Genomic DNA, 11,954 nt, shown 5'->3' with positions numbered 1-11,954 from the left:
GGCGGCGCACCATACGGTATGCGGTTCGAGCGGATTATCCGCCCGGAGGTAGTTTTGTGAACGCCGGAGTTGTACCGTTTTTACCGGCCCAGCGCACGCCCGTTGCCGAAATAGGCCGCCAGGCCCAGCTCTTCGCCTCGAGCCCGGCGGCCGGCGTACTCAATCGCCTGCCGCTGGGGGTGGCCGTGTGCAACGCCACCCGCCAGATCATCTATTCCAACGAGAAGTTCCGGGAGCTGGCCTCCCTGGATTGTCCCGACAAGAACGTCCTGGGCCAGCGCCTGGGCGAAGCCCTCTCCTGCCTGGGCGCGAACATCGAAATCGGCGGCTGCGGCACGAGCGAAACCTGCCGGGGCTGCGGCGTGGCCCGGTCGATGGCCAAGCTGCTGGCCGGGGCCACGGAGGTCCAGGGCGAATGCTCCCTGGCCCGGCATGGGGGCAAGCGCCTGGAGGCCCTGGACTTCCGGCTCTGGGCCTGGGGACTGCCCTACGAAGGGGAAGTGTTCCACGCCATCATCCTGACCGATACACGGGCCGAAAAACGCTTGTCGCTCATCGAGCGTATTTTCTACCACGACATCCTGAACATCGTCTCCGGCATGCAGGGCATCTGCGAGATCATGCGCGAAGAGGAGGAAGGTGCCCGCAACGCCGAGCTGGATCTGCTGCTTTTCGCCACCGAGCGCATAAACGACCTCATCGTGTCCCAGCGGGAATTCACCCAGGCCGAGCATGGGGACTATGAAATCACGGTAAGCAAGCTCGGGACGCGGACCCTGCTTGGCGACATCGTCGCCTTCATGCGGCGGGAAAGCTCGGCCCGGGGCAAGACCCTCGTCGTGGCCAAGGAAAGCGCCGACGCCTTTTTCGCCACGGACCGCAGACTCCTCACCCGTATCCTGGTCAATATGCAGAAAAACGCCCTGGAGGCGTCCGGCCCCGGCGACACCATCACGGTCGGCTGCGACTTGGACGACGGGCATGTGCGCTTCTGGGTGCACAACCCCGGTGTCGTGCCCGAGGAGGCCCGAGCGCAGATTTTCCGACGCGCCTTTTCCACCAAGGGAGCCGGCCGGGGGCTGGGCACCTACGGCATGAAGCTTTTCGCGGAAAAATACCTCGGCGGCGAGGTCGGCTTCGCCAGCGACGCCACCGCCGGCACCACCTTTTTCGTGCGTCTGCCGCTTGAGATCTGAAGGGGAATGGGGGGGATGCCTCCGGCGGCCAGGGGGAAACTTTTTGAAAAAAGTTTCCCCCTGGACCCTCTTCAAAAACTTCCATTAGCTTTAAATACGGCGATCGCATGGATCGAACCGCCTACAGCCCCTTGAAAGTTTTTCGGGAGGGTGGGGGTCCGGGGGAGGGAACCCCTTTTTTCAAAAAGGGGTTCCCTCCCCCGGTGTCTCATTCCTTTCCCTAAAAACCGGGGAGCTCGGCGAAGAGCTTGACGCTCATGGGCGCGACCATAAGCTCGGGGGCCTTGGCCGCGAAGCCGGTCAGGTGGGGAGTCTTCAGATGGCTGGCCAGGAGTTCCCGGCTCTCCCAGGCCTCGACCAGCACGAACTCGCCGGGGCGGGACGTGGACTCGTAGAGGTCGTAGGCGATATAGCCCGGATCTTTCTGGGTCGGGGCGATAAGCCCGGTGAGTTCCGCTTTGAGCTTTGCTTCGAGGCCGGGTTTGGCCACGAACTTGGCCACGACGTTGACGACGCCTTCCGCCATTGGTGATCCTCCTTTTCGATTTACCGCAAGGTGTCTACCGGCTAGGTCTTTTCGGCGTCCAGGTCAACGCCGGGACCGGCCGAAGATGGCAAAGCCGTAACCCGGTCGCGTCGTTCCGGGAAAGTATTGACCGGCCCGGCTTTTCCGCCGTACATCCCAGGGCAATGCAGGCTCACGCAAGGCGGACGGATGACTGGCAACGGTCGTGAAGACGAAACCAGGATGCGGCTCCTCGATGCTGCTGGCGAAATCTTCTCCTGCAAGGGGTATCAAGCCGCCACCGTCCGCGAGATAACCAAATTGGCCAAGGCCAATCTGGCCGCCATCCACTATCATTTCGGCAGCAAGGACCGCCTGTACCAGGCTGTGCTCGAACACGCCCATCGCGAGGCCGGCCGGCGCTATCCGCCGGACCTGGGGCTCGTCGGCGAAGCCCCTCCGGAAGTGCGGCTTTACGCCTACATCCGGGCACTTCTCCTGCGCCTCGAGGACAAGGGCCGCCACAGCTGGCTCATGCGGCTGATGGCCCGGGAGATGGCCGAGCCCTCGCCCAACCTGACTACGGTGGTCGAACGCTGTCTGGCCCCGGCCAATGCCGTGCTGCGCGACATCGTGGCCGCGCTGCTCGGCGGGGATTCCACCCCCCTGACCGTGGCCCGCTTTGCCCAGAGCATCGTCGGCCAGTGCCGTCATTTCGTGCTTGACCAGCCCATCCTGGAAAGACTCTATCCCGATTGCGATCCGAGCCAGGACGGCGTCGACGCCCTGGCCCTGCACATCACCCGGTTTTCCCTGGCCGCCATGGGCTTCCCGGACGCCATGCACTTCCCCCAGCCCACCCTTGAACCGCTTTGTGGAGACGCCTTGTGAGCCGCATGTTTGTTTCGCGCGCCATGATGCTGGTGTTTTCCGTCTGCTGTGTCTGGTCCTGCGGGGGCTCCGGCGAGAAAAAAGCCGGACGCGACGCCCGGCCGGTGCCGGTGGTGGCTGTCCCCGCCGTCGTTGCCACCCTGCCCCTCGTGGTCAAGGCCGTGGGCAACGTCGAACCCATGGCCACGGTTTCGGTCAAACCCCGGGTCGACGGGGCCATCACCGCCCAGCTGGTCAAGGACGGGGCCGAGGTGGCCAAGGGCGATCCGCTGTTCCGCCTGGACCCGCGCCCCTTCGAGCTGGCCATCCGCGAGGGGCAGGCCAAGCTGGCCCGCGACAAGGCCTTGCTCGTCAAGGCCGAGGCGGACCTGACGCGCTACGCCACGCTCAGATCCAAGGACGTGGTGGCCCAGGAGCAGTACGACCAGACCTTTTCCCAGGCCAAGACCCTGGAAGGCACCATCCGCCTCGACGAGGCCAGCCTGGACCGGGCCCGCCTGGATCTCGAGTACGCCGACATCCGCGCCCCCATCGCCGGCCGGGTCGGCGCGGTGATGCTCACCGCCGGCAACGTGCTCAAGGCCAATGACGACCGCGTCATGTGCGTCATCAACCAAATAAGCCCCATCTTCATCGCCTTCTCCCTGCCCGAACGCTACCTCCCCGCCATCCAGGCCAAAAACCGCCAGGGCGCGCTCACCGTCACCGCCGCCCCGGCCGGCGAGGACGATTCCCGCCCGGTAACGGCCAAGCTCGCCTCCATCGACAACGCCGTGGATGCCAAGACCGGCTCCATACGGCTCAAGGCCATCGCCGAAAACGCCGACCACAGGCTCTGGCCCGGCCAGTTCGTGCGCGTGGGGCTCACCCTGTCCACCCTTGCCGACGTGATGGTCATCCCGACCCAGGCCGTCATGGACGGGCTCAAGGGTCCCTACGTGTACGTGGTCAAAAAGGACGGCACGGTGGACGCCCGGCAGATTACGCCCGGGCCCATCATCGACGCCCGCACCGTGGTGGAAAAAGGGCTTTCGCCCGGGGAAATGGTGGTCACCGACGGCCAGGTGCGACTGGCCCCGGGCCTCAAGGCCGCCATCAAGGCCGCGCCCGACGCCGCTGCCGCCCCCAAGGCCAAGGCCGAGGCCGAGGCCGCGCAATGAACCCGGCCGCCATTTTCATCACCCGGCCGGTCATGACCACCCTGGTCATGGCCGCCATCCTCATCTTCGGCGTGATGGCCTACCTGAAGCTGCCGGTGTCCGACCTGCCCAACGTCGATTTTCCCACCATCGAGGTGCGGGTGTCGCTGCCCGGAGCCAGCCCCGAGACCATGGCCGCCGCCGTGGCCAACCCGCTGGAGAAACAGTTCTCCACCATCGCCGGGCTCGACTCCATGACCTCCATCAACTCGGTGGGCTCCACGCGCATCACGCTCCAGTTCGCGCTCGACCGCAACATCGACGCCGCCGCCCTGGACGTGCAGTCGGCCATGACCACGGCCGGCAAGGACCTGCCCGACGACCTGCCCTCGCCGCCCTATTTCCGCAAGGTCAACCCGGCCGACGCGCCCATCCTCTACCTGGCCATCTCCTCCGACGTCATGCGCCTGTCCGACGTGGACGAATACGCCGAGAACATGATGGCCCAGCGCATCTCCATGGTGCCGGGCGTGGCCCAGGTTTCGGTCTACGGCTCGAAGAAATACGCCGTGCGCATCCAGCTCGACCCGGAAGCCATGGCCGCCAAGGGCATCGGCGTGGACGAGGTGTCGGACGCGGTGAAAAAGGGCAACGTCAACCTGCCGGTCGGCACGGTGTCCGGGCCGTCCAAGGAATACACCGTGCGCTCGAGCGGCAAGTTGCTCACCGCCGCCGGCTACAAGCCGCTGATCGTGGCCTGGAAAAACGGTTCGCCCGTACGCCTGTCCGAAATCGCCAAGGTAACGGATTCGGTGGAGGAAACCCGGCGCTTCAACTGGTTTTCCGGCACGCCGGGGCTGGTGCTCGCCATCCAGCGCCAGCCCGGCACCAACACCGTGGAAGTGGTGGATTCCATCAAGGCGCTTTTGCCCCACTTCCAGGCGCAGCTGCCCGCCGCCGTCAACCTGCGCGTGCTCTACGACCGGTCGGCATCCATCCGCGAGTCCGTCTCCGACGTCAAATTCACCCTGGTTTTGACCGTGTGCCTCGTGGTCATGGTCATCTTCCTTTTCCTGCGCAACATCCCGGCCACGATCATCCCGAGCCTGGCGTTGCCCATGTCGGTCGTCGGGACCTTTGCGGCCATGTACGTGCTGGGGTTCAGCCTGGACAACATCTCGCTTATGGCCCTGACCCTGTCCGTCGGCTTCGTGGTGGACGACGCCATCGTCATGCTCGAAAACATCGTGCGCCACCTGGAGATGGGCAAGACGCCCCTGGCCGCCGCCATGGAGGGCTCCAAGGAGATCAGTTTCACCATCGTGTCCATGACCATCTCCCTGGCCGCGGTCTTTCTGCCGGTCTTTTTCATGGGCGGCGTGGTGGGCCGGCTCTTTCACGAATTCGCGGTCACCATCATGGTGTCCATCCTCATCTCCGGCTTCGTGTCCATTTCGCTGACCCCGATGCTGTGCAACCTGATTTTGAAGCCCCACGCCCCGGTGCGCCACGGCAGGGTCTACAACGCCGTTGAGCGGGCCTTCGACGGCCTGCGCAACTTCTACGACGTCAGCCTGCGTCTGGTGCTCAGGCACCACGCCCTGACCATGTGCGTCTCGCTGGTGCTGCTCGGGGTGACGGTCTGGCTTTTCCGGGCCATTCCCAAAGGCTTTTTGCCGAGCGAGGACACGGGACGGCTCATGGTCACCACCGAGGCCGAGGAAGGCGTGTCGTTCGGCGTGATGATGCAGCGCCAAAAGCTGCTCAACGCCATCGCGGCCAAGGACCCGGACGTTTCCGAGTACATGTCCGTCATCGGCTCGGGCGGCCCCAACAACACCAACAACAACGGCCGGATGATGCTGTCGCTAAGGCCCCTCGATGAGCGCAAGGACAGCGCCGATACCGTGATGCAGCGCATCCGCCGGACCTTCGCCCAGGTGCCGGGGCTTCGGGCCTACCTGCAAAACCCGCCGCCCATCCGCATCGGCGGCCGGTCCTCCAAGGGCCAGTACCAGTTCACCCTGCAAGCCTCGAACACGGAAGAGCTTTTCGCCGCGGCTGCCGCCTTCGAGCAGAAAATGCACGGCATCGCCGACATCCAGGACGTGACGTCGGACCTGCAGATCAAGAATCCGGAACTGCGCGTGGACATCGACCGCGACAAGGCTTCGGCGCTCGGCATCTCGGCCTACCAGATCGAAAACGCCCTGGCCACGTCCTACGGCAACCGGCAGATATCGACCATCTACGCCCCCAACGACACCTATCAGGTCATCATGGAGCTGGCCCCGGCCTATCAGGCCAATCCCGACGCGCTGTCCCTGCTCTACGTGCGCTCCGCCGACGGCCAGCTCGTGCCGCTGGACACGCTGGTTAAGCGCGAGGTGTCAGTGGGGCCGCTTTCGGTCAACCATTCCGGCCAGACGCCGTCGGTGACCATCTCGTTCAACCTGCGGCCCGGCGCGTCGCTTGGCGGCGTGGTCGCGGCGGTGGAAGAGCTCGCCCGCAAGGAACTGCCGGGCTCGATCTTCACCAGCTTCCAGGGCGAGGCCCAGGCCTTCCAGAGCTCGCTCACCGGCATGGCCGTGCTGCTCGCCATGGCCGTGCTGGTCATCTACATCGTGCTCGGCATCCTCTACGAAAGCTTCATCCACCCCCTGACCATCCTGTCGGGGCTGCCCTCGGCCGGCGTCGGCGCCCTGGCCACGCTCATGCTCTTCGGCATGGATCTCAACATCTACGGCTTCGTCGGCATCATCATGCTGATCGGCATCGTGAAGAAAAACGCCATCATGATGATCGACTTCGCCCTGGAAGCCCAGCGCGGCAAAGGCATGCCCGCCCGACAGGCCATCTACGAGGGGGCGCTGACCCGCTTCCGGCCCATCATGATGACCACCATGGCGGCGCTCATGGGCACGCTGCCCATCGCCCTGGGCTTCGGCGCGGGCGCGGCGGCCAGACGGCCGCTGGGGCTCTGCGTGGTCGGCGGACTCATCGTGTCGCAGCTGCTCACACTCTACTTCACCCCCGTCTACTACATCTACCTCGACGCCCTCCAAAACTGGCTGGGCCGCCACCTGCGCCGCCGCAGCCGCGTCGTGAGAACAGCTTAGAAATGCGCCGGGGGGAAACCTTGTCTTACGAAAGGTTCTCCCCCCGGGCCCCCTTTCCAAAGACTTTTACCGGTAACAGCCTGTCACCGTTAAAAGTTTGAGGAAGGGGAGAGCGCGAGAGGGGATAACCCTTTTTCAAAAGGGTTTCCCCTCTCGCACCCTCTTCCTAACGCAAAATTAAATGGATGAGCAAAACGGCCAGGGACAGGGCCGGGTAGAAGCTGGCGCGGTTGAAGAGCGCCGAGGCGTCGGCGTCGTCGAGGCTTTTGGCCAGGCGCAGGGCCGGCGGCAGTACGAGCCAGGCTCCGCCGAGGAGTGCGACAAGGCTTAAGGGCGTGGAAACGGCCAGGGGCGAGAAAGCGAAAAGCGGCGCGGCAATGACGACGCCGGCGGCAAGCGTGGCCACGGCCAGCCGGCTGGCGCGCCGGTAGCCGAGCACCACCGGCATGGTGCGCGCGCCGGTGGCGGCATCGCGGGTGGCGTCATGCCAGTCGGCCGGGATGTTCTGTCCGCCGATTTCCCAGGTGAAGACCCAGGCGAAAAGCCCGACCAGGAACCAGACCGGCGGGTCGGGGTTGACGGCGAAGGCGGCGGCCAGCGGCCCGAGCGACTTGACCACGCCGTTTATGACCGCGCGCAGGTGGGTGACGGTCAAAAGCAGGCAGTAGGCGGTTTCGAGCAGGCAGCCGGCCACGAGCAGCCAGGCGCAGACGGGGCTGAGCGCAAAGGCTCCGGCAAAGGCGACCACGACCCAGAAAAGAAACCAGACGATGGCCGCCGGCAGGGACAGGCAGCCGTGGGCCAGGGGATGGCGGATAAAGGCCGCGTCCAGGTAGCCGGCGCGCATGTCCGCGCCGCTGCCCTCCACCTGCCGCTTGTCCGAGCGGTAGTCCACGATGTCGTTTAGGGCGTAGACGGCGGTATAGCCGGCAAAGACGGTGACGCAGCCAAGGGCCACGACGGATGCCGGCGGAAAGCCGCCCCGGCAAAGCAAGGCGGCGCAAAACGGCCCGGCCAGATCGAGCAGTCCATGGGGCGTGCGCGAAAGGGCCAGGTAGACGGTCAGGGCGAAACGCCCGGTCGGGGCGCAGGAATTCGATGCTGGGGATGTGGCCAAACTACTCGATCTCGTTTTCCGGTGCGGCCTTGCCGCGAAAAACCCGGTACTGGTAGGCGTTGTAGAAAAGGATCACCGGCATGAGCCCGCCGATCACGGCCAGCATGACGCGCAACATCTCCGCCGGCGAGGCGGCCTGGGCGGCCGTCAGGCCCGGGGGCACGATGACCGGGAAGAGGCTGCCGCCAAAAGCGGCGAAGACAAACGCCAACATGACGGCGCACCAGCCCAGGGGCTGGCCGTCCCGCCCCTTGCCCAGGGCCTGGAAATACAGCGCCGCGCAAAGGACCGCCGCGACGGCCAAGCCGATGAACATGGGGGAAAGGCCCCCCTGCCCGCCCGGCCGGCCGACCAGATAGCCCATGTTCCCGTGCAGGGCGACGTAGCCGATGACGATGACCAGCATGGCCACGGCCGCCGCACCGTAACGCGCCCCCCACTGCCTCGCTTTCGCCTGGAGCGCGCCATCGGTCTTGAGCACCAGCCAGGCCGCGCCGAACATGGCGTAAAGGAAAAGCAGGGTCAGGGCGACCAGGACGGTAAAGGGCGAAAACCAGTCGAACGCGCCGCCGGTGTAGCGAAGCCCGTCGAAGCGCATGCCCTGCAAAATGCCGCCGAGCAAAAAGCCGTGGGCCAGGGCCACGGCCACGCTGCCGATGCCGAAAAGTACGGACCAACCGCGCTTGCGTCCGGACTCGGCCCGGTATTCGAGCCCGATGCCCCGGGCCATGAGCGCGAAGAGCAGCAGCCCGGCCGGCAGGTAGAGCGCGGCCAGCACCGTGCCGTAGACCAGCGGGAACGCGCCGAAGAGCACCCCGCCGAGCATCACCAGCCAGGTCTGGTTGGCGTGCCACACGCCGTCGATGGTTTCGGTCATGGCGTCCCGCCAGGCCTCGTCGTCCGTGTGCAGGCACAAAAAGCCCACCCCGAGGTCGAAGCCGTCGGTGAAGACGTAGAGCCACAACAGCAGGGCCATTATCCAGTACCACGCTTCGGCGATGCCCATATGTCCATCCATCAGCAGCCTCTTTTTCTTCCCTTCGCGCCGTTGATCCGACGTTGCGTCCATCCGGCCCGCCCTACCCTCTGGCGTGGGCGGCGGGGGGCAGCTCTTCCATGTTCGGACCCTTTTTGAGCAGCTTGCCCATGAAAAACACGAACAGGGAGAAAAGGATCGTGTAGGCGACGAGAAAGCCGACCAGCGACACCCAGACCTCGCCGGCGGTCAGGTCCGAATGGCCTTCGGCCCGGCGGATCAGCCCGTAGGCCAGCCAGGGCTGGCGTCCCACCTCGCGGGTGATCCAGCCCATGACCACGGCCACGTAGGCGCCGCCGGCCATGGCCGCCCAGGCCAGATACAGCCATTTGCGCCCCGGCGCGGCCGTAACGGTGAGCCGGCCCTTCTTCCATTCCCAAAACGTCCAGAGCATGACGCCGACCATGATGAAGCCGATGCCGACCATGAGCCGGAAGGAATAAAACGGCAGCACGATGGGCGGGCGGTCTTCCTTGGGGAAGTCCTTGAGCCCGGGCACGATGCCGGTCGGCGAATGGGTGATGAGCAGGCTCAGCGCGTAGGGAATCTCGAGTTGGAAATAATTGCGCTCATGTTCCGGGTCCGGCCAGGCGAACATGTTCCAGGGCGCGCCGGTGCCCGGCTTGTTGGTGTTCCAGTGGGCTTCGATGGCCGCGACCTTGGCCGGCTGGAGCCGGCCGATCTCCTGGCCGTTGGCGTCGCCGATAAAGGCCTGGAGCGGGGCCACGACCAGGGCGGCAATGGCCGCGATCTTAAACGACTTGAGGAAAAAGGCCGCATTCCTGCCGAGCATGATGTTGATGCCCGAGACCGCGCCGATGACGAAAAGGCTCACTTCCAGGCAGGCCAGGTACATGTGGGTGAAGGCCAGGGGCAGATCGGGCGAAAAGATGGCGGCCAGATAATTGTCCACCACGAAGATGCCGTTTGCGATATGCCCGCCGGAGGGCGTCTGCATCCAGGAGTTGGCGACCAGAATCCAGAAGGCGGAGAGCGACGCGGCGAAAGCCACCAGGATGGTGGCGGTGAAGTGCATTTTCGGGCCCACCCGCTTCCAGCCGAAGAGCATGATGTAGAGGAAGGCGGACTCGAGCATGAAGGCCATGGTGCCCTCGAAGCCGAGCACCTGGCCAAAGAAGTTGCCCACGGTGGCGGAAAACGGCCCCCAGTTGGTGCCGAACTGGAATTCCAGGGGAATGCCCGAGACCACGCCCACGGCGAAATTGACCGCGAAAAGCCGCGACCAGAAGCGGAACTGGCGAAAGTAGACCAGATCGCCCGTGCGCAGCCACAGCCACTCGACCACGACAAGGTAGACGCCAAGCCCGATGGTGAGCGTCGGGAAGGTGATGTGAAAAACGGTGGTCAGGGCGAATTGCAGCCGGGACAGGAAAACGGGATCGGTCAGAAACTCCATGGCGACTCCAGTGCCCCGCCGTCAGGGGCGCGGATTTTTGACGGCGACGCCGAGGATGTAAAGCGACGATTCGTGGTACCCCGGCTGGAGGGACAGGCCTTGCCCGTCCATGACCGCCCGGAATTCGGGGCCATGGAAACGGTCCACACGAGGGTGGGCCAGCATAATGCGGAAAAGCGGATTGGCGTAGAGCGGCGGATAGATTTCCTCGAAGTAAAACGTCCCGCCCGGCCGCAGCACCCGGCCGACCTCGGCCAGGCCGCGCCGCCAATCGGGCAGGTGGTGGATGATGCCGAAGTTGACCACCGCGTCGAAGGCCCCGTCGCGGTAGGGCAGGCGCTCGGCGTCGCCCTGGACGAACAGGGCAAAGCGGCCCAGGTCGCTGTGTACGCGCCGGCCGGCCGCCACCTTGACCATGGCCGGGTCCACGTCGAGGCCGTGGTAGAGGCCCGGTTTGAACAGGCGGGCGAAGATTCCCGCCCCGCCGCCGTCGCCGCAGCCGATCTCGAGCACTTTCGCCCCGGCGGGAATGGCCCGCGTGGCCCGGAAATAATTGACTTCGCGCCACTGGGCGATCTTGCGCACGAAGCTGCGACAGTAAAACCGCTCCGGCCAGTTGACCTCCATACTCCCCATCTCCTTAGCGCCGGACAGGCGTCATCATGCCATGTTGCACCAGACAGCCGGGGGCGATGTCAAGGAAAAAATTCTTTTACGGCTACGGCTTGCGCCCGGTGAAAATCCGGGCCAGGCCGAACGTCAGGTCCGTGACCGAACATTCGGCAAAGCCCGCCTCGGCCATTTGGGCCAGAAAGTCCCTGTCCTTGGGAAAGGCGTCAACGGACTCGACCAGATAGCTGTAGGCATAGTCCGTACGCGAGAGAAAGTTGCCGAAGGGCGGCAGGATGCGGTCGAAATAGAAGCGATACAGCGCCTTGCCGAGGCCATGGCGCGGCATGCCGAATTCCATGATGTGCATGCGCCCGCCCGGGACCAGCACGCGGTTAAATTCGCGCATGACCGCCACGCGCTCGGTGATGTTGCGGATGCCGAAGGCCATGGTCACGGCGGCGACGGAGTCCTCGCGCACGGGGAGTTCCCGGCAGTCGGCCACGCCGAGCGAATAGCCCGCGACACGGCGCCTGCGGATCTTCTCCCGGGCCACGGCCAGCATGGCCGGGGAGAAATCGAGCCCCAGGACGCGCAGCCCCGGCCGGCGGCGACGGATGGCCAGCGCCACCTCGCCCGTGCCCGTGGCCGCGTCGAGGACCAGGCCGTAGCCGGGCTCGATGGCGTCCACCAGACGCTTGCGCCAGTAGATGTCCACGCCCATCGACAGGGCGGAATTCTGGAAGTCGTAGGAAAAGGCGATGTCCTCGAACATCCGCCGCACCTTGGTGTCGCGCATGAATCCCTCCGCGAATGCCTCTCCGGCAGCACAGGCCGGGGCAAACCTTGTCCTACGAAAGTTTCTTCCCGGCAACTCCCCTTTCCTCGATGACTTTCCCTGGAAGGAGAGCCCCTTTATAAAATT

Annotated in this window: 10 protein-coding genes; 4 read left to right on the top strand and 6 right to left on the bottom strand. The window is 65.2% G+C overall.

Translation table 11 applies throughout. The features are described from left to right. Positions 1-56 precede the first annotated feature (56 nt). Positions 57-1,196, top strand: coding sequence for a HAMP domain-containing histidine kinase (locus K9F62_11875; GenBank protein UJX39427.1), 1,140 nt, complete (start codon positions 57-59; stop codon positions 1,194-1,196). 220 nt (positions 1,197-1,416) lie between these two features. Here the strand turns inward: K9F62_11875 and K9F62_11870 are convergent, their stop codons facing one another. Next, entirely contained in the window at positions 1,417-1,722 is a 306-nt protein-coding gene (locus K9F62_11870) for an antibiotic biosynthesis monooxygenase (GenBank protein ID UJX39426.1), read from the bottom strand. A 189-nt stretch (positions 1,723-1,911) separates the two neighbouring features. Between K9F62_11870 and K9F62_11865 the strand changes: the two genes are divergently transcribed. The 3 genes from K9F62_11865 to K9F62_11855 are packed head-to-tail and all read left to right on the top strand — an operon-like array spanning position 1,912 to position 6,850. Next, positions 1,912-2,592, top strand: a complete 681-nt coding sequence (locus tag K9F62_11865) for a CerR family C-terminal domain-containing protein (GenBank protein ID UJX39425.1) — start codon at positions 1,912-1,914, stop codon at positions 2,590-2,592. Beyond that, on the top strand, positions 2,589-3,752 hold the full coding sequence (locus tag K9F62_11860) for an efflux RND transporter periplasmic adaptor subunit (protein ID UJX39424.1): 1,164 nt from the start codon (positions 2,589-2,591) through the stop codon (positions 3,750-3,752). Before K9F62_11865 ends, K9F62_11860 begins: the two co-directional genes overlap by 4 nt. Then, a complete protein-coding gene (locus tag K9F62_11855) occupies positions 3,749-6,850 on the top strand; it encodes an efflux RND transporter permease subunit (GenBank protein ID UJX39423.1) in 3,102 nt (1,033 codons plus the stop codon). Before K9F62_11860 ends, K9F62_11855 begins: the two co-directional genes overlap by 4 nt. A 166-nt stretch (positions 6,851-7,016) precedes the next feature. Here the strand turns inward: K9F62_11855 and K9F62_11850 are convergent, their stop codons facing one another. The 5 genes from K9F62_11850 to K9F62_11830 all read right to left on the bottom strand — a co-directional run bounded on the left by K9F62_11850 (position 7,017) and on the right by K9F62_11830 (position 11,828). After that, positions 7,017-7,967: a UbiA family prenyltransferase gene (locus K9F62_11850; GenBank protein ID UJX39422.1), complete on the bottom strand. Its 951-nt coding sequence runs from the start codon at positions 7,965-7,967 to the stop codon at positions 7,017-7,019. A gap of 1 nt (position 7,968) precedes the next feature. After that, positions 7,969-8,985 (bottom strand): cytochrome d ubiquinol oxidase subunit II, encoded by a 1,017-nt coding sequence (locus K9F62_11845; protein ID UJX39421.1) that lies wholly within the window; start codon positions 8,983-8,985, stop codon positions 7,969-7,971. 61 nt (positions 8,986-9,046) lie between these two features. Then, positions 9,047-10,420, bottom strand: coding sequence for a cytochrome ubiquinol oxidase subunit I (locus K9F62_11840; protein ID UJX39420.1), 1,374 nt, complete (start codon positions 10,418-10,420; stop codon positions 9,047-9,049). 21 nt (positions 10,421-10,441) lie between these two features. Further along, the gene (locus K9F62_11835) at positions 10,442-11,047 is read right to left on the bottom strand and encodes a class I SAM-dependent methyltransferase (protein ID UJX39419.1); all 606 of its coding nucleotides are present in this window, start codon (positions 11,045-11,047) and stop codon (positions 10,442-10,444) included. Positions 11,048-11,138: 91 nt separating this feature from the next. Continuing rightward, positions 11,139-11,828: a ubiquinone/menaquinone biosynthesis methyltransferase gene (locus K9F62_11830; protein UJX39418.1), complete on the bottom strand. Its 690-nt coding sequence runs from the start codon at positions 11,826-11,828 to the stop codon at positions 11,139-11,141. Between the last annotated feature and the right edge of the window lie 126 nt (positions 11,829-11,954).

The sequence above is a fragment of the Desulfovibrio sp. JY genome, assembly GCA_021730285.1.
GTDB lineage: Bacteria > Desulfobacterota > Desulfovibrionia > Desulfovibrionales > Desulfovibrionaceae > Solidesulfovibrio.
The sequence above is the reverse complement of the archived record's forward strand: the minus strand, read 5'-3'. Positions and strand labels throughout refer to the sequence as shown.

Excerpts from the sequence above, each read along its gene's own strand:
- K9F62_11870 (UJX39426.1), bottom strand. The coding sequence starts at position 1,722 with ATGGCGGAAGGCGTCGTCAACGTCGTGGCCAAGTTCGTGGCCAAACCC.
- K9F62_11865 (UJX39425.1), top strand. The coding sequence starts at position 1,912 with ATGACTGGCAACGGTCGTGAAGACGAAACCAGGATGCGGCTCCTCGAT.
- K9F62_11855 (UJX39423.1), top strand. The coding sequence starts at position 3,749 with ATGAACCCGGCCGCCATTTTCATCACCCGGCCGGTCATGACCACCCTG.
- K9F62_11845 (UJX39421.1), bottom strand. The coding sequence starts at position 8,985 with ATGGATGGACATATGGGCATCGCCGAAGCGTGGTACTGGATAATGGCC.
- K9F62_11840 (UJX39420.1), bottom strand. The coding sequence starts at position 10,420 with ATGGAGTTTCTGACCGATCCCGTTTTCCTGTCCCGGCTGCAATTCGCC.
- K9F62_11835 (UJX39419.1), bottom strand. The coding sequence starts at position 11,047 with ATGGAGGTCAACTGGCCGGAGCGGTTTTACTGTCGCAGCTTCGTGCGC.
- K9F62_11830 (UJX39418.1), bottom strand. The coding sequence starts at position 11,828 with ATGCGCGACACCAAGGTGCGGCGGATGTTCGAGGACATCGCCTTTTCC.